Genomic DNA, 18,359 nt, shown 5'->3' with positions numbered 1-18,359 from the left:
AAATATTTCAGGAAAGCAAGCGTACAGCCGCTTCCTCTACAAGCGGTTTACTGAAAAGATAGCCTTGAATACGATCACATCCGGCCTCGGTCAGTATTGACAATTGCTCCCTATTCTCCACCCCTTCAGCCACTATTGTCAAACCTAAATTATGACCCAAATCGATAATCGAACCAACGACCTGCAATTGCATCTCATCAGTGATAATCTTATCGATAAAGGATTTGTCTATTTTTAATATCCCTACCGGTAAATTTCTTAAATAGGTCAGCGACGAGTAGCCTGTGCCGAAATCATCCAGGGAAAGTGTTACACCAATAGCTTGCAGCTGACGAAGTTTAACGACAGCATCTTCCATGGATTCAATAAAAACACTTTCGGTTATTTCGATCTCAAGCTGGTTCGGTTTAATCCCAGCCATTATAATACCGTCGCGAACATTTGTCACAAAATCCTCTGACAGCAGTTGCCGTGGTGATATATTGACCGCAACACAAAGATTTTCCTGTCCCAAATCGGCCAGCCTGCGGGCAAACCGGCAGGCCTCTTGCAATACCCATTGGCCGATTGGCAGGATAAGGCCGCTTTGCTCGGCTAAAGGAATGAACCGGTCTGGCGGAACCAGCCCATGTTCCGGACTGACCCAGCGCAGCAAGGCTTCGAAACCTATGACTTCATCTCCGGTCACAGTAAATTGCGGCTGATAATACAGTGAAAATTCCCCCCGTTCCAAGCCGCGCCGCAAGCCGTTGGTTAGCAGCAGCTTTTCATAGGTCTTCTGCAACAGGATGGGCTCATAAAAACGCCAGCAGTTCCTGCCGGCTTGTTTGGCAGCATACATCGCAATATCGGCTTTTTTAAGAATATCCTCGGCCATATCGCCGTCTTCCGGATAAAGCACAACACCAATACTAGCTGACATATGCACTCGTTGCGCGGCTATTTCGTAATCCTGACCGAGCTCTTCAGTAACCCTGCCGGCCATTCGGGCGGCTCTTTCCCGGCTGCTTTCGCCAGGAGCAATAACAATGAATTCATCACCGCCAAGACGGGAAACAAAGGCCCCTTTACCAATTGCAGCAACAATACGCTGACTTGCGGAAACAATAACATTATCGCCAAAAGAATGCCCGAAGCTGTCATTTACCGATTTAAAGTCATCGATATCAATAAACAAAATGACCCCCTTGGCTTTTTTCCCCCGGGCCTTGGCCATTTCCTCCTTAAGGTATGCGTTTAAACTGGGCCGGTTGGGCAAACCGGTTAACGTATCGTGAAACGCAATTTGCCTGATTTTTTTCTGGATAGTGTCCTGCTCCAGGGCAACCGAGGCCAAGTCCGCAAACTGGCGCAACCCCTCCAGATCTTCTTTATTTATAGGATGAACAACATCCCGCCAGCTTACGGTAAGAACGCCCTGTACTTTATCAGCCTGCTTCAGCGGAACCATGATCACGCTGCTGGTTGAGCAAGACAGGATGTTATCATCAAGACGCTGTGGAGATTTACGGTAATCTTCAAGGTAGTAAATATCGCCGGTGGCATAAACTTGACCTTGCAAACCAGCATTGGCCGGCAACGGCGAGCTGATACAGTCTGCGTCAAGTCCAATACTGTGATGAATATAGAAAACATTTCCCGCGGCATCGTATAAGCCGATATAACCTGCTACCGCGTTAAGCAATTCAACGGCATTATGTAAAATATTCTCTAAGATATCTCCCATTTCATCTGTAGACCGGGTTAAGAGGCCGGTGATAGCCCGGTATTGCCGTTCGCGCAGCAGAAGATTATTTTCCGTTTGCCGTCTGGCCTGATTTTCATCAAGTAAACGTTGATTTGTATCTTCGAGCGTTTCGTTCATTGCTGTTAACTCTTCATTCATAGCCAGCATCTCCTGATTAGCAGCAGCCAGTTCGCCGGTACGTTCCTCGACTAATTCCTCTAGTTTATCACGGTGCCGCTCAAGTTCACAGATCATTTGATTGAAATTTGCAGCTAAGACGCCCACCTCATTGGGAGAGCTCACTGTAAGCTGGATTGCTAAATTGCCTTCTTTAATTTGATCTGTGGCAGCTACAATAGCCAGTAAAGGACGGGTCAGTTTACGGGAGAACCAAATTGTCAGCAATAGGGAAAATATAATTACAAGTATACCTATACCCGTGGTCTTTAATGCTACAGAATTCACAAAAGCCATAGCCGCACTTTTCTTTTGTACAACAATCAGGCTCCACGGACTTGATTTACCGGGCAGTGAGATCGCCCGGTAAGCGCACATGTACTCTTCGCCGTTTACATCTGTATAATAGCCCTCCCCAATTTCCCCGGCAGTGACCTTGGCAACGATGGCCTCAAGGGAAGGCGTCACTTCGATGTCAACTTCCTGAGTAATTTCATTATTTTTTTCATCTTTTAGCATTTTGCCGTCAGCATCGCGCAACAGAACCTTTTTCTTCAGGGTTTTATAGTTGTACAAATCGGCAACCTGTTGCCTGTCAGGATGAGCAATTACAGCCCCTTCCCCATCCAACAGATAGGCATAGCTGCCCGCTCCCGAATTATAATTTTCCACCATTTGCTGCAGTTTCTTGATTTCGATATCCGCCATCAATATGCCGGCCAAATCACCATTGGCATAAATGCCATGAACAATCGTCGTGATGGGGGACTCAGAAAAAACAGAATAATACGTCTTAGAAATGTACGGTTGTCTTTCCGTTACAAACTTTTTAAACCACCAGCGTTCGGACCGGTTTGCCAGAGCTCCGCTGGAGCGTGCGGTCTGGTCACCACTCAGTTTATGTATGGCCAAGAGTTGAAAAAAAGGATACTGCCTCGTAGTATCCACTAATAGCTGTTGTTGTTTAACGGCAGGTAGTGACGCCAAATCAGGGTATTCAGTTACTAACTGATTAATATTATAGGCATTCTGCAGAAACTGAGATATATTCGAGGCTAAACTCTCAGCCATAGCCGAGTTGTTATAATGCATTTTCTGCTCATAATCCTCGAAAATTAAAGAATAACTTATCATCAGCGTCGAAACCATTGCCAGCGAGATCAGTGAGCAAATAATAATTGTCAATTGCTTGCGAATCGAAAGCAACATACATAATCCTCTTTCATTCCCAGTTTGTACCACTAATCACTTTATTAACTCAAAGTTTCGACAATTGTTCTAAAACTCCTTGTAGATACTTTTTGCACATAATGCAACATAGGGGACTGCTTCCTTACTTGGAAGCAGTCCCCTAATGCTACTGTGACAGCCTGAAAGTTATGCCCTACTGAAATACAACAATGGCTTCCTTCCGCTTAATTCTTAGCAATATTGTTTCGAGAATGCGCAAGGAATGATTTAGCTTTTCCGATCCCAAATAAGCGGCCACCATGTCCTGACCAATGACCAGATCAATATTTTGCGGCTCTGCGCATACCAAAACAGCTTTATCAGAACCTAAAACCGCTGACTGGTATAAATTTCCGTTCACCAAAGACCTGACTCTGTCAAGCTCAAGCAGCCCGGTTCCAGGCTGGATACGCTGCAACTGCATATACAAGTTAGGACTTACCGTAAGAACAAACTTACCTAAATATCCCTTGGCAATAAGGCTTTCTATTCCTTTGGCAATGTCCCGGAATGCGTTTTCGCCTTCCCGCCAATCCGATTTGGCAATTGTTTGCACGCCAGTAGCCGTCAATAGCCCCTCATATCCCTGACTGGTGTCACCAAGAAAAATAAGCTTATCTTCCTTTTCCGCGCAAATTGCCGCCGCTCCGGCTACCGGGGATAACTCCAGCGGCAGCCCCAGTTGTCTGCTTTTTTCTAAGTCCCGCCAGGATAATTGCAGATCTTTGTAGACCATTGGGATTTCAACAAACCTGCGGCCTACCGTTTTGACAGGGCGGTCGTCAGCGTCTCCCAGAAAATCAGCATTCCCCGGCTCGACTGTACCAAAATCATCGATATTTATACTTTGTACACCGGCGCCCAGAGGACCATAAATTTTTATAAACCTTCTTCCAACCAGCACCTGTCTGGCTGAATTTATAAGAGCTGAGTCAATTTTTTCCCATTGCTCCCGGGTAAAAGGCGCATCGTCCCGTAATAAGAATTCCATGTTACATTCCTCCCCACTCTTCACTTCTCAATTAAACTGCCAATAGTTGCTTGTGGTGCAGCTACCGGCTCGGCTTGCTTAATCTCATTTAGCCCCAGATCTTCGAGCATTTCCTTAACTTCGCTTTCACCCGAGGCAAAATGTGCGGCTTCCTCGGGATCTAATATTCTCAGCAAAGCCATCAGTTCGCCCACATGGGCTTTTTCCTCATCACGTATATCGCCAATCACTTTCTTGGCGATAGGATCATCTGTCGCCTGAACATGCGCATCATAAACATAAATTGCTTCCAGCTCACCCGCGATATTTAAGCGAATGGCTTGAATCAATTCCTCCTTTGTCATTTTCCGGTTTACATTTCCCTGAAAGGGGTTTGCAAAATTTGGCATTGTTGAGCACCATCCTTTATTTTTAAACTAATAATTGTTATTTATTGAATACTATTCGTCGTTAGGTGAAGATTTCCTGCTCCAATTTTCATTTTTTCTCCAAAATTGCCAATTAAAATCCCAAAGATGCCCCTCCTTTTCTCTCCGATAGACTCCAAACTAGTGTAAAAATGTATAGCTGAAAAAATTGGCAGTTGCCTATCCCTCCTTTAAATTAGCCAACTTCCCGTTCTGACAAAACCTGGATCGGCACTAGTAAAAGGATTATTCCGAGTAAGCGCGAATTATTATTACTCAGAACCGGCTTCAGTGTAACTCCAAAATTAGAAAGGTGATTTCATGATACAAAGATTCTTTAAAACCAAGGTGCTTTCCGGCTTGCTTGCAGTTACTATGTTTAGCACTTCATTCGGCGGTGTACTTGCCCTTCCTGCCCATGCCGAAAGCACTGACAACGCGGTTGCCGAAGAATCAGTGAAAGATACCGATACTGTTTCCACCAATACCATACTTGCCGGCATAGCTGCGATTGGTCTCATTGCCACGCTCAGCAAGCATCGCGGATCGTCCAGTAAGGGCTCTGCCAAAACTACCACGACCTCTGGCTCTGATAATAGCTCCAATTCGGGTTCTACAAGCACCTCTGGTTCCACAGGAACCTCTGCCTCCGGCTCTGAAGAATCGCAAGCACTTAGCCTGTTGAACCAAGATCGCGCCTCCAATGGATTAAGCGCGCTTAAATCGAATTCCCAGTTGACCAAACTGGCTGAAAACTACGCCGGTGATATGATCAATCGAGGCTATTTTTCCCACTATAATCCGGAAGGTCAGTCACCCTTCGACCGAATGACCAACGCAGGTATCTCCTACAAAACTGCAGGTGAAAACTTAGCGATTAATACGAGTGTTACAGCCGCTGAAAAAGCTTTTATGAATAGTTCCGGCCACCGGGCCAACATCCTCAATTCAACATACACAGATGTAGGTATCGGCGTAATGCATAGCCCGAGTGGCTCGGTTTATGTAGTGCAAGAATTTATTAGCAAATAAATCTTTTGAAATCTCCTGCAAATGCAGGAGATTTTCTTTTAAGGCGGGTCAGAAATGATTTTAGCAAATGTTTGTAAATAGTGGTCCGAAATATATTGACAACTGTGTACTGCACTCGCTATAATCATAGTAACATTAAATACTGTGATCAGTAATGACGGATAAAAGTAGTTCAGTGATTTTCACACAGAGAGCTAGTGGTTGGTGTAAACTAGCTGAGAATACTGAATGAAGTTCTTTCCCGAACTGCAGGCTGAAAATCATCAGTAGGCTGTGCCGTATGCCTTCGTTACAGGCTTAGAGTGGATTTTAAGATTTATTAGGGTGGTACCGCGGCTTTTCGCCCCTCAGGTATCTCCTTTTTTATTTTCTTAAAATTCAAGTTGGGTGGCACCACGGTAACTATCGTCCCTCTATAGAGGGGCGATTTTTTTCTTCTATTGCCGGCATAGAAGAAGCAGATATTTCTACCAGTTACATTCTAAGGGAGGTTGTTTATGAATATTTCGTTTGTCATTGTTTGCCTGTATATTGTCCTACTATTTGTGATAAGTTATTATGCCAAACGGCGTGCCGAGGGCAATGCGGCAAACTATACCCTGGCAGGAAGGCAACTCACTACCCCGCTTATAACTGTTTCTATTGTCGGTCTTGCTGTTGGCGGAGCATCAACAATCGGCGTGGCTGAACAAGCTTACAAGGTTGGTTTGTCCGCAGGCTGGTATACTACTGCCTGGGGCCTGGGCGCCATTGCCATGGGACTTTTGGTTGCCAAAAAATATCGTGAGCTGAATATCACAACAATACCTGAGTTGCTTGGCCGCTACTATGATAACAAAGGAATGATCGCCGGCATAGCCTGCCAGATATTAATTCAGCTTGTTGTCATGTCATTACAGTATATTGCAGGCGGCAGCATCCTCTGTGCTTTAATGCCTGAAATATTTACGCTGACTTCAGGAATGTTAACGAGTGCTGTGGTATTTATTGGTATTACTTCTATTGGCGGCATGTGGTCGGCAAGCTTATCCAATATATTAAATGTCAGCTTAAAATATATTGGAATCATCCTGGCTACCATCGTTGGCGTAAGTCATGCCGGCGGTATTGATACCATCAAAGCTCAATTGCCCCAAAACGTACCTTATATGGATTTATTTGACGGAGTCGGCATTCTGGGCATCATTAGCTGGATTGTCGTATTAGTGACTGTTAATCTTTCCCTGCAAAGTATCATCCAAATATCCCTTGGCGCCAAAAATGTGAAAACTGCGCAGCGAGGCTTTATAATCGGCGGACTCATGATGCTGCCCATAGGCTTCGTCAGTGCACTGATGGGGGTTTTGGCCAGGTCGATGTATCCCGATGTCAGTCCCGCGCTTGCGCTCCCTAAAGCCATTATGTCTTTGGACCCGGTTCTGGCCGGTATCACCCTGGCAGCCCTGTGGGCAGCCGATGTATCGACAGCCTGCAATCTTCTCTTGAGTTCAGCAACATTATTTTCCCAAGACATTTACAAAAAATTTATAAATCCATCAGTCAGTGACAGTAAATTCCTGATGGTAACCAAAGGAGCGGTTGTCGCCCTGGGTATCCTCACCCTCTCTCTCGCTATGACCATTAGCGGCATTATCAGTACGCTGATGATTGGTCTCAGCCTGACGGCAGCCTTTAGTGTTATTGTTTTATTTACCCTGTTTGCTCCCGGTCTTTGTCGTAAAAACTCAGCTTTCTATACTATTCTGACAGGTGTTATCGTACTGATTCTATGGCAGACTACTCCCGCCATTCGTATTTTCCCTCATGTTATTTATCTGGAGTGGCTGGCCTGCCTGGGAACTTTTCTGCTAATTTATGTTCTTGACCGGACTCCCATAACCAGTCACGAATGCGCTTAAATATATACACTCCTACTAAGCAGGCAAAAGGTTGCATATCGCATCCTTTTGCCTGTTTTACATACATTCAATAGTTTAAGCACCCTGAAGCTATTTATTCTGATCCCCTATGACTTTTCAGCAGTCATAAGGTCTCATTTGAGACTGACAAACTATATTGTACTCTGCGAGTCTTGTTCCTTATAAGCCAGCGTATACTCATCATCTTTTGTCACACTCTGCGGAGCATTTAATTGTGACGGTGAGTAAGAAAGCAGTCTCGTAGAATTCAGTACTACTGCAAGGGTGCTTGCATTATGTAAAACAGCCGCCAGAAAAGGGGAAATCAGTTTGGCCGAACCAAGACCTAAGCCAATAATGTTGGCGCCAATGGAAAAAAGAAAATTTTGTCTGATAATGAGCAGGGAGCGTTTACCCAAACGAACGACTTCGGCGATCTTTTCGGGGTTATCTTCCCTGAGGACAATTCCCGCTGTTTCAATAGCCGCATCTGTCCCGCCAACACCCATGGCAATGCCAACATTGGCAATTGCCAGCGAAGGTGAATCATTAACTCCATCCCCTACCATACCTACCACATGTCCCTCTGTTCTCAGGGACTTCACTAATTCATACTTATCCTGCGGCAGCATACCATACCAGACCTTTTCAATTCCCAGTTGACTTGCGGTCTCCTTTACAGTTGCTTCATTATCACCGGTAACAACTCCAATATCTATAATCCCTTCCGTTCGAAGAGCCTGAATTGCTTTGCCGGCATTGGGACGCAGCCCGTCTTTTATTACGATAATACCAATCACTTTACCGCTGCCGGCTACATATACCAGTGTTGCATTATGCGCAATCTCCCTGACGTCTTGCGGCATATTGGCAGGGATTTTAATCTTTAGTTCGCTTAAATATAAAGAATTGCCGACATATACCACTACACCGTTTACTGTTGCCTTGACACCGCGCCCTATTGTCATTTGGCTGTCGGGAATTGAGGAAAGAATTATTCCTCTTTTTTCTGCCGCCTCTTTGATGGCATTGGCGAGCGGATGATTGGCGTTTGCTTCGGCCGCTGCCGCTAACGCCAAGATAGCATTGGCATCATAGCCGCTGTGAAGTGAAAACACATCTATAACGGCGGGCTTACCTTCGGTCAGGGTACCTGTCTTATCGAACAGAAAATAATCTATTTTTCCCGCTTCCTCAAGATAGCGGCCACCTTTAACCAGTATGCCCCGGCTGGCGGCATTGCCGATTGCGGCGCTCAGAGCAGTCGGCGTCGCCAGTCCCGCCGCACAAGGACAAGCAACAATCAGAATCGTCATTGTCCGGCGTATATCCCGTGTCAGCAGAAATACCAAAAATGCCAACAGGAACGAAGCCGGAATTATCCGCGCGGAATATTTGTCAGCCATGGTTTGGATCGGCGCCCGGGAATGAGCCGCCTGTTCGACAAGATGAATAATCCGGGCAACAGCGGTTTGATCGCCAACTCTTTCTGCCCTGATATATAAAGTTCCCTGTTCAATTGTAGAGCCGGCTAAGACTTGATTTCCCTGGCGTTTATAAACAGGAACCGGTTCACCGGTTAAGGCAGCCTGATTAATAACGGCCTCTCCGTCCACAATAGTTCCGTCAACCGGAATCTTACTGCCAATTTTTACAGATATGATATCATTCGGCGCAAGCTTAGACAGCGGCACCAGTATCTCCTGTCCATCTACAACAAGCCAGGCTTCTTTCTGATTTCCTTCCAGCATGGCGCGGATGGTCCTGCGTGATTTGTCCAGCGTTAATGTCTCAACTAATGTGCTCAAGTTCACCAGCCACACCACAACTAAACCGGTGGCTCCTTCTCTCAATAACAGCGACAGAACGGTGGCCGAACCAATTAGAAATTCATTATTTAATTTACGGTGTAGAAATAAGCTTTCCAGACCACTGCGCAATATTGGCAGAGCCGTAACAAAGGTAAGTAAACTTAGTTTACGTTCCATGGCTGCTGAGATGGGGCTTTTACTCCATAAATGAAGAAATAAGTGATAAAGCAGTCCTAATCCGCCAAAAATAACCAATGTTAATTGTGTAGAAATTGCCATATCCTCTAATTCAAAGGACCTTTTCTTTTCCTGACTCTTCTTTTTTATAGCAGGCGCTTTTTCCGTACAGATCTCACTGGCGAACCGCTGCAGTAATTGCCACACCTTTTGTTCAGAAGTAGCAGTCTTGTTGAAACAAATTAATAGTCTTCCCGTTCTGGGGTTGGCCTTACCTTCTTTAATACCAGCCACGCCTCCCAACCATTCCTCAATTTGTGCGGCGACTTTAGGATTAGCTTTAATTGGAGGAAAATAAATGCGAATACGTCCCGGTAGTTTATGAACAAGCTTCAGGTATTGGCTAGACAAAAGCGGTTCTCCTCTCCTGAGTAATGAAAACAAAAAAATCCCAGACACTGGGATTTTGAGTGTCTAGCAAAGCTTATCGCCTTACTAGGAGATAGTATATGAAAGTTAAGACTGTTTATACCGCTGCCGCAGACACAGGCAACGATAAATCCGCTTTGTATACCAAAAGCTGTTCCTCGGTTTGACGGATTAATAAGGTCTCCCACATATAGAAAAAGTTTATGAGATGACCCTGAATATACCGAACAAGCTCTGTCAATGCAGCCTCAATTTGCTGTTTATGTGAACAGTCAAATGTATTTAACGTCAGTGTTGCAATCTCAATCTTGCAAGGAATCCCACTCTTTTTAACAGGTTTTAATGCCTGATCCCAAATCTTGTTTCCCAGAAATTCTATACAACGGGCTGTCCTTATTACTGCCCGGTATTCGTTGGTTTTAGCGAGCAACGGCTTTAGCGAAAAAGCGGGAAATTCGCCTGTAAAACTCAGCTCAGCCAAAGGAAAGCCGAACTTCCGGACATGAAAATTCAGATGCTGCAACAGCCGTTTGGTTATAATTCCTTGTTGTAGTTCAAATAATGCCCGAGGCCATTCGATCGGCTTTTTATTAAGAAGAGCTCCAGCCAGTCTATAGACTTCGTCAAGCTGAATGCGGCTACGCAATTGCCGAAACTCCCAGCGTATATCTTTGGCACACGCTGCCAATAACGGGTCAATGGTTTTTTTAAGTGCCGGCATAAACAGGAATAGCCTCCTCGATATCGATAATCATTATCATCTACCTTAAGTATATTATAACTAGATCCAGACGTCAATATGTATTGTAAAATAGTCCCGGCGTTAGCTAGTTTCCTTCCCTGTTCCCCTGTAAGGATATAATGCATATTTTGGATAAGCTTGGAAAGGCTACATTAGTGAGATATTATATAAACTGAGACGGAGGGACATCATGTCCGACATAGGAGCCAAATCAGAGGATACGTCCAAACAAAACTATGACATTCCGGCTGATCCCCGGTACGACTACAACCGTGATTCCCGGTATGATTCCAACCGCGATTCCCGGCATGACTACAATCGTGATTCCCGGTATGATTCCAATCGTGATTCCCGGTACGATTCCAATCGCGATTCCCGGTATGATTCCAATCGTGATTCCCGGTATGATTCCAATCGTGATTCCCGGTATGATTCCAATTGTGATTCCCGGTATGACTGCAAACAGGATCCCCGTTATTCCGGCGCTAGCTACAACCGCCGGAAACGGATGCGTGAGCTTGCGCTAACCCCTGGTAACAAGGAATCCCTCCAGGGGCTCGAACAAATCTTTGAAGCCAAATTGGCTGCCATACGTGGTTATGAGCAGAGTTTGAACGCAGTTGCCGATCCATACGCCCGAAAAACAATCCAGCAGATGATTCGTAATGAACGCCGGGATTTGGTTAATTTGACCGATCTTGCTGACTTAACAGAACAAAGTCCCGACCTGGGCAGTTTTACCAGAACCAAACGCCAACTGCGGCATGAAGTAAGAATGCGTACCGGTCAGGATATCACGTTCTGGTTGGGAGCAGCAGCAGTAGGAGCCGTTCTGCTTCCCAGCGTCAGGGAGAAACTGAGACCTTTGGCTGTCAAAGCAGTTCAGGGTGTGCTGGGCCTGACAGATCAAGCGCAAGGCATATTCAGTGGTGTTCGCGAAGACATTGAGGACTTGGTTAGCGAGGCTCAGTTTGAACGCTTTAAAGATTCCCTTGATCCGGCGGCAACAGAAGCCGAATCGCTTCAGCCGGATAATGTATAAATGCAAACTATTTTCCCATCTTGATAGCATGACAAAACCCTCCGGAAATACCGGAGGGTTTACGTTCATTCAGTGACTTTTGTGGATTCAGCCTGTTCATCAGGACCAACATCATTAACGGCGGCTTCCAGTCCGTCGGGTTCGATATTGGTTTCCATATTTTTATCTATATGTTTCATTCCTTTGGAATTAGATTTTGCTTCTATCTTCAACCGTTTGGCTTCATGGATAATATCCTGAAATTCATCCCGGATTGACTTTGCTTTATCCTGAACATTCAAGACTCCGGCAGTAGTTGCAACCGCCATACGCCGCCCTTTAACTTTAGCTGAGGCGCCAAGTGATTTAAATTTTGCGGCAGGACACGGGCAGCAATCTGCCTGGCGTGCCTCTTCAACAATTTCTGAAGTCTCGTCTCTTATTTTTTCCGCTAGATTGTGCACCTTATCAGTAATAATCAAAGCTCCTCTTGTAGCGGCGACCAAGGTGGCACGCAAGCCGCGCCGGACCGCTGGCAATGCAAAAACAATTGCAGCCCCGCCGCCAACCAATAATACCGGAGAACTTCTACTAAGGATCTTTGCGCCCATACTCAAAATCCTCATACTACACCTCCTTATACTAAATTTAATTTTCCCGTAGTATAAGGCTTTATGTATTAGGACTCGCGAAAAATCCTGTTACCGGCAATCTGGCAGATAGCCGCACCCCGGCCAGCAGGCTATGAATTGTGGCAACTATTTTATCAGTCGTGAAATAGTTTTAAATACGTCTGAACCAGCCTGCCCGCATAGTTCAAATAAAATAGATTCTACCGTCGTAAGAATAGCTCCTTCATATTCCATACGCCGTAACGCAAATTCATAGTCGTGGTGGTTGCGCGAGCTGACGGCATCAGCCACTACTACCGGCAAATAACCTAATGCTTTTAAATCCACAACCGTCTGCAGCACACAAATATGAGCTTCTATACCGGCAATAATAACATTTTTGCATTTTGTTGCCTGCAGTTTGCCGGTAAGATTCTCATTACCACAACAGCTAAAAGTCATTTTGTCATAGTAGTCGGTAAAATAAGGCCGAAACTCTTCGATAGTAGCACCCAAGCCCTGTGGGTACTGCCTGGCCGCCAGCAGCGGCACTCCTAAGGCTTTTCCCCCTTCCAGCAGCGTACTGACCTTTTGGCGTAAGGCTTCTTTATTCTCCATATGAGGATATAATTTTTCCTGAATATCGATCATTAACAAAACGGAATCACTTTTGGCAATACGCATATGCTGTCTCCTTAAGAATAGACTTTAGCCAGTTGTAGAGAAATCTGCTAAGAATTGAAAAAATGCAATATTGGCGTAATATTAACTATCTGATTACCCACTTCGGTTTCAAGAACCTTCTGCTTAAAAAGCGGACTTTTTGATATTGCTTTTACCAGACCTGCTTTGCTCTCAATATAAGCCACTAATTGATCAATGGCCACAAGAGCTTCTGTGCTAAAGCTCTCTTCCTCGCCAAAATCCAATATTACCCTTAGCGGCGACTCGCCACCGGTAAGGTAATCTTCCAGTTCAAAACTCAGCGACTTGCAGCTTGTCGCCGTCAATGTAGTATTAATGCTGACTAAAACAAGTTTGGGATCATTCATGGTAATTTTATAGGGAGGAACGATTTCATTAGTTACATTTGTACTGTTACAAGATTCCCGGAGCTTTTTAACTAATTCAAGATGCTTGCCTTTGTCCAAAGTTTGCTGCAATACTGTTGTAATCACCTGAGAAAGTTTTTCTTCCCTGATTGGCTTGATAATAAAATGCCTGGCTCCCCGTTCCAGCGCATCCAGGACAGCGAGGCGTTCTTCTAAAGCACTGATAATAACGATTCTAGCCTCTGGAAAGGAGGAAATAATTTTCGAGGTTGCTTCTGCGCCGGTCATGTCCGGCATAGTCCAGTCCATTGTTACCAGGTCAGGTTTTAGTTTTACATACTGAACAAACGCCTGAGCGCCTGAGGAAGCTTCCCCGACCACAGTATGCTGTAAATTTGTCAAAATACTGCTGAGGTGTTTTCTGGTAACGTTTGAATCATCCACGACCAAAATTCTTGCCATGATTTCCGCCTTCCACTATTCTAAGCTTTTATTCTGTTTTTCATCAGTAGTTCTTTTCTACAAAAGCGCAGTTATGCTAATATAGCCTACTCACATTCATCTTCCCCTACAAACTCTTAGGTCTTAAGTCCGGCATCGTCGGGACACAAGTCCTAGGCGAATATTTCGACGAACTGCGACAAATCCCTTCCAATATTTTTATATTTATTCCATTACCCGTAGGGAATTAAAAGCACCGCTCTAATCCGCTCAGCCCAGCAAGATGCTGTTATAGCAAGCAGCATTCTTGCTGGCTGGCCCCTATAATTCAGGCAATAGCTATTTACTTATTGTTTTCTGTATTAAGAAGTACGAATCGCGCCTGGTCGCGGACTTTTCTTTCCTCCAGCTATCGATCGGCTCCCCATTCTGTTTCCAGGCTTTCACCACCATTATATCGCCTTGCACCTCTACCGAAAGGTAATTGGGCTGATCTGTTGGATTATAAAATACTTCATCCCAGGCACCGGCGGCTCCATTCTCATATAATTTATCCCCGCTTCGGCCTGTAGTGATATATACTGTCCCACGATCAGTTACCTCGCCGTTATACAGCGGATATGTCCGGGCATATACATGTTCATGTCCGGAAAACACTACATCGACATTATATTTGTCCCATATGGGAACAAATGCCTGACGGATATTTTCGTTGGGCTTAGCCGCTTGGGTATGGTAGGGTGGCCGGTGGATGAAAATGACTTTCCAAAGCTTATCTGTCTGGGCGAGATCTTTTTCCAGCCACACCTGCTGCTTAGCCAGCATAGCCGGTACAAACTCGCCTTCTTCGCGTTCCTGGCTGTCCAGCATCACAAAGTGCGTATTGCCATAATCAAAGGAGTATACCTGCTCTTTAAGACCCTCCGGGCCGTTGCGCGGAAGCTGAAACTGGGCGGTAAACAACACCGGCCGGGCATTAACTTTCCACTGCGGCGTATACATTTCATGATTCCCCGTTAGTGGCATGGCAGGTAAGGTTTCGGCTATGCCACTGACAGCGGAAAACCATTCCTGCCACTCCTGCTCGTCATTCCCAACATTGACCAAGTCACCGACATTAGTGAAAAAAGCGGCGTCAGCATGTAGTTTAAAGGCTTGCCGGATGGTATTATGCCATGTATTATATAAGCTGCTTTGCGAATCCCCGAAAACCAGGAATTTAAAATTCTTCACAGCTTCACCTGCCGTCTGGAAAGCATATATTTCGCTCCAGTCCTTACCATTGCCTATCCGGTAAAAATAACGCGTACCGGGCTTTAAATCCTTCATTTCGGCAGAATAGATAATTTTACCGGCCTTTACGAGCATTCCCGCTTGCTCAGCCGGTATTGTCCTTACATGTACGGCAAAATCCCGCCTCACACCGGCCTCCCGATACTGTAGTTTATCTATTGTGGAATCAGTTGTCTGCCAGGTAACCGCCTGCGTTGTTTTGGTATCACCAGCCCAAGTCAGGACAATATTTTCCGGATTAATTTGAGCCGACCAGACTGTTTCCGGATACTCGCTCAAGGACAGAAGTACAACAAAGGACAGAAGTACTTTGGCGATAACACTGCTTGCCCGTTTTCTCATCCATAATCACGCTCCAATACAGAAGTGGGTACTCAAGGCAGTTTTTAGCTTGTAAAAAAAGCGCAAGCAACAACACTGCCGCGTCATTGCTTGCCCTAAGTACGATTATCAATCTTTTATGTGTATTTATCTATAGTTTAATATTAACGCCTGCCATAAAATTGATTCCCTCGCCTGAGTAATCATATTTTTCCCAATATGCTGCATCAAAGACATTGTTTATATGCAGAAAGTACTCAGTGTTTTTATTTTCGCGATAGTTAAAATTAAGATCAACAGTATGATAACTATCCAGACGCGGATAAGTTGTACTGTTGGTTAAAACCCGCCCGACGACATGCCCGAGCAGGCTTGCCTGAAACTTATCAACCGTATAGGTTAAACCGTAGTTAAACATGTTCTCCGGCAAACCGGTTGCTATGGTTTCTACACCGGCAGCACTGGTATCCCTGGCATCCAGATAGGTATAACTAACAAACCCCTTGAGCCGTTCTGTAAAGCTCTTATTATAAGATAACTCTGCGCCTTTTATGTCTGTTTTTGATATATTAATATACGGATCAGTCTTTTTTACTCTGTCGATGCGGTCAGTGATCTTATTAGCGAAGAAAGCGATATCCAGCGATGATTTATCATCAAGGCTATGCGACCAGCCTACTTCATAATTCTTGGACTTCTCAGGATTAGGTATCGCCGCTCCTGCCGTAAGATTGCTTGCAGCCTGCTTGGCGGTAACGAACACATGCGTCTTGCCTGCTGAGAATCGCAAAGTATTATGCTCATCCAGTTGATGCGTTAGATTCAGAACCGGATCAGTTGCATCAACCGTACTGCTCTTATTGATGGTGTCTTCCGTCTCCCGGGAGTATGAATAAGATTGCTTTGCCCGGTCGTAACGCACGCCCATTGTCAAATTGGTTTTGTCATTCAGTTTCATGCTATCCTGAACATAGTAACTCATCCGTTTATCGGCGCCATTTTCGTCAAGATTGGTGTTGTTTTCATCCGCGTTCCAATCAATTTTGCTGTATTTTCCGCCAAAAGTAATGGTATTGTTCCTGTCAGCCAGCAAATCGCCGGTAAACTCCAGACCGTTTCCTTTAGAATACCAACCGCTGCGATACCAGATTGGTTTGTATGAAGATGGCGTGCTTATTTGATTTTTAACCCAGAGATTATTGCCATCTGTAACATGGTATAGCTTGACATTGTATTTGAAACGGTTACTTGTCTTCTCATCAAACTGCAAAGCGATATTCGTTTGTTTAAAATCTGTGTATTTCCAGTCTGTTGTATTAGTAGTTGAGTTTGGATATGTAGACCACTTAATACTTGCAGGAACTTCTTCCCCGGTACGCTGGTCAATTCCATTAGGGATTTCACGGTCAGTATTCATATAATAACCGCTAAGTGTCAGCGAAGAGTCTTTGCCTACATCCCATTTGATTTTGCCATTGAAATAGTCTGTAGTAAATTCAGAGTTGTTCAAATGCCCGTTACCCTGCTTTTGGCCGGCGGTTATATAATAGCTGGCGTTATCATCGCTGCCGCTGTAGGAGATATACTTATCATAGCTGCTATGCGAGCCGGCGGAAAGACCAAGATTAAATTGCCCCGGCCCTTTTCCTGTTTTTGTAGTAATTAGAATAATTCCGCCTTTATAATCCGTCCCGTATTGCACTGGACCAGGCCCTTTGATGATCTCAATCTTTTCAATGTTATCAGCAGGTATTGTTTCCAGATTAGATGCAGAGTTGGAAGCAATACCCGACAAAGGAAATGCCGGCATGCCGTCGATATATATTTTTGTCTGGTCTGTTGCGGCGCCGCGTATGCGCGCCAAACGAGCATTCTTATCAGCATAAGCGACATACAATCCAGGTACTTTGCTAATCGCTTCCGCCAGATTGGTTGCACCCATTTCCTTAATTTTTTCCGCTGTAATAACTTCCGTTGTCACCAGATAGTCCGGCAGGGAGGTGGAATGAACCTCAACTTCGTCAACGGCAACCGTGTCAGCCTCTTCGGCCATGACGGCCATAAGCGGACAGACCAGAAAGGCAAATACTGTCGGTGGAATAACCATTTTTTTTAGACTTTTTCGCATACAAAATCTCCTCTCTCCTGTTGAGCTCAAACAAAACAATACAAATCTCTAATTTTTTTTTATAGAACTAGCGTATTGCCGTCACCGCCGGGCTTTAAAGTTACTTTTTGCCCGGTCTTGTAGATCGGCCGCCGTTCAAACCCGGCTACGATATTGGCCGCCGCAGCGTTATCCTTCACGACAAAACCGGATAAGTCGCTAACGCCATAGGAAAATAGCACCGGCGCCAACGGCGTGAAAGGACCGACAAGTATGACATAAGCATTTTGCGCTAATGCCAGCAGGCGTGGCAAAGTTTTGTAAATCAGGCTTGTACAGCTGAGAATAACGAAATCACTTTCCGGCAGAATATATTCGGCCGCCGCTTCCGGATAATCGCCTTCCTCCGGCTCACGATCAATAAGCGTAAGCTCGCATACCGGCCGGAGCAGTTGCTCGATATAGGGGAAGTGACCGCAAACAGCAACTTTTTTATTCTTTATTGCATTCTGATAGGCAATAAACGGATCGCTCAGACGGTCCTCACTATAAAGACTGTTGGTAAGAGTAATTCCATTGGCGGTTGCCGCTAATGGCGAGTTATACCAGGTGTTTATCGCCGCCATGCCGGCAGAGGCTTCAATAAAGTTCCAGGACTTAATACCTGCCGCCAATTCTCTCAGCGGCATCTTTAAAGACTTTTTCGTAGTTTCCGGCAGGGTATCGCCCGGCAGAATATGACTAAAGCCACAACCGCTGCCACTGCGTACGAGAACGCCATATGTACCGCAAATAAATTCGTCGACAAGACAATCTGCCGGTATCCCGTCAATCAAAGTATCATACAGTTTCCACATTGGTTCATCCCTCCTTTCCCCGTCGTGCTTTAGCGA

Annotated in this window: 14 protein-coding genes and 1 other annotated feature; of the genes, 3 read left to right on the top strand and 11 right to left on the bottom strand. The window is 45.1% G+C overall.

The window, feature by feature from the left end:
- Positions 1-7: 7 nt before the first annotated feature.
- The 3 genes from SATMO3_RS13875 to SATMO3_RS13865 all read right to left on the bottom strand — a co-directional run bounded on the left by SATMO3_RS13875 (position 8) and on the right by SATMO3_RS13865 (position 4,513).
- Entirely contained in the window at positions 8-3,112 is a 3,105-nt protein-coding gene (locus SATMO3_RS13875) for an EAL domain-containing protein (protein WP_371381359.1), read from the bottom strand.
- Positions 3,113-3,287: 175 nt separating this feature from the next.
- A complete protein-coding gene (locus SATMO3_RS13870; RefSeq protein ID WP_371381358.1) occupies positions 3,288-4,124 on the bottom strand; it encodes a family 1 encapsulin nanocompartment shell protein in 837 nt (278 codons plus the stop codon).
- Between the two features lie 20 nt (positions 4,125-4,144).
- On the bottom strand, positions 4,145-4,513 hold the full coding sequence (locus tag SATMO3_RS13865; protein ID WP_371381357.1) for a demethoxyubiquinone hydroxylase family protein: 369 nt from the start codon (positions 4,511-4,513) through the stop codon (positions 4,145-4,147).
- Between the two features lie 339 nt (positions 4,514-4,852).
- Here SATMO3_RS13865 and SATMO3_RS13860 point away from each other — a divergent pair, with 339 nt between their 5' ends.
- On the top strand, positions 4,853-5,563 hold the full coding sequence (locus tag SATMO3_RS13860; RefSeq protein WP_371381356.1) for a CAP domain-containing protein: 711 nt from the start codon (positions 4,853-4,855) through the stop codon (positions 5,561-5,563).
- A 145-nt stretch (positions 5,564-5,708) separates the two neighbouring features.
- Positions 5,709-5,979: a binding site (T-box leader), on the top strand.
- Positions 5,980-6,060: 81 nt separating this feature from the next.
- On the top strand, positions 6,061-7,461 hold the full coding sequence (locus SATMO3_RS13855) for a sodium:solute symporter family protein (protein WP_371381355.1): 1,401 nt from the start codon (positions 6,061-6,063) through the stop codon (positions 7,459-7,461).
- A 152-nt stretch (positions 7,462-7,613) separates the two neighbouring features.
- Here SATMO3_RS13855 and SATMO3_RS13850 read toward each other — a convergent pair whose 3' ends face one another.
- Together SATMO3_RS13850 and SATMO3_RS13845 are read right to left on the bottom strand one after the other, a co-directional pair.
- On the bottom strand, positions 7,614-9,860 hold the full coding sequence (locus SATMO3_RS13850; protein WP_371381354.1) for a heavy metal translocating P-type ATPase: 2,247 nt from the start codon (positions 9,858-9,860) through the stop codon (positions 7,614-7,616).
- 115 nt (positions 9,861-9,975) lie between these two features.
- Positions 9,976-10,599 carry a hypothetical protein gene (locus SATMO3_RS13845; protein WP_371381353.1) on the bottom strand — a complete coding sequence of 208 codons (624 nt, stop codon included), beginning with the start codon at positions 10,597-10,599 and terminating at the stop codon, positions 9,976-9,978.
- A 211-nt stretch (positions 10,600-10,810) separates the two neighbouring features.
- On the opposite strand from SATMO3_RS13845, the gene SATMO3_RS13840 reads away from it, so the two are divergent.
- A complete protein-coding gene (locus SATMO3_RS13840) occupies positions 10,811-11,662 on the top strand; it encodes a hypothetical protein (RefSeq protein WP_371381352.1) in 852 nt (283 codons plus the stop codon).
- Positions 11,663-11,727: 65 nt separating this feature from the next.
- On the opposite strand, the gene SATMO3_RS13835 is transcribed toward SATMO3_RS13840, so the two are convergent.
- The 6 genes from SATMO3_RS13835 to SATMO3_RS13810 form a co-directional block, all read right to left on the bottom strand.
- Positions 11,728-12,267 carry a hypothetical protein gene (locus SATMO3_RS13835; protein ID WP_371381351.1) on the bottom strand — a complete coding sequence of 180 codons (540 nt, stop codon included), beginning with the start codon at positions 12,265-12,267 and terminating at the stop codon, positions 11,728-11,730.
- Positions 12,268-12,399: 132 nt separating this feature from the next.
- Positions 12,400-12,936: a hydrolase gene (locus tag SATMO3_RS13830; protein WP_371381350.1), complete on the bottom strand. Its 537-nt coding sequence runs from the start codon at positions 12,934-12,936 to the stop codon at positions 12,400-12,402.
- A gap of 47 nt (positions 12,937-12,983) precedes the next feature.
- Positions 12,984-13,766 carry a response regulator gene (locus tag SATMO3_RS13825; RefSeq protein ID WP_371381349.1) on the bottom strand — a complete coding sequence of 261 codons (783 nt, stop codon included), beginning with the start codon at positions 13,764-13,766 and terminating at the stop codon, positions 12,984-12,986.
- Positions 13,767-14,084: 318 nt separating this feature from the next.
- Positions 14,085-15,380 (bottom strand): purple acid phosphatase family protein, encoded by a 1,296-nt coding sequence (locus SATMO3_RS13820; RefSeq protein ID WP_371381348.1) that lies wholly within the window; start codon positions 15,378-15,380, stop codon positions 14,085-14,087.
- A gap of 130 nt (positions 15,381-15,510) precedes the next feature.
- The gene (locus SATMO3_RS13815; protein ID WP_371381347.1) at positions 15,511-17,487 is read right to left on the bottom strand and encodes a TonB-dependent receptor; all 1,977 of its coding nucleotides are present in this window, start codon (positions 17,485-17,487) and stop codon (positions 15,511-15,513) included.
- A 59-nt stretch (positions 17,488-17,546) separates the two neighbouring features.
- Entirely contained in the window at positions 17,547-18,323 is a 777-nt protein-coding gene (locus SATMO3_RS13810) for a Rossmann-like domain-containing protein (protein ID WP_371381346.1), read from the bottom strand.
- Between the last annotated feature and the right edge of the window lie 36 nt (positions 18,324-18,359).

This window comes from Sporomusa aerivorans (assembly GCF_041428895.1).
GTDB lineage: Bacteria > Bacillota > Negativicutes > Sporomusales > Sporomusaceae > Sporomusa > Sporomusa aerivorans.
The sequence above is the reverse complement of the archived record's forward strand: the minus strand, read 5'-3'. Positions and strand labels throughout refer to the sequence as shown.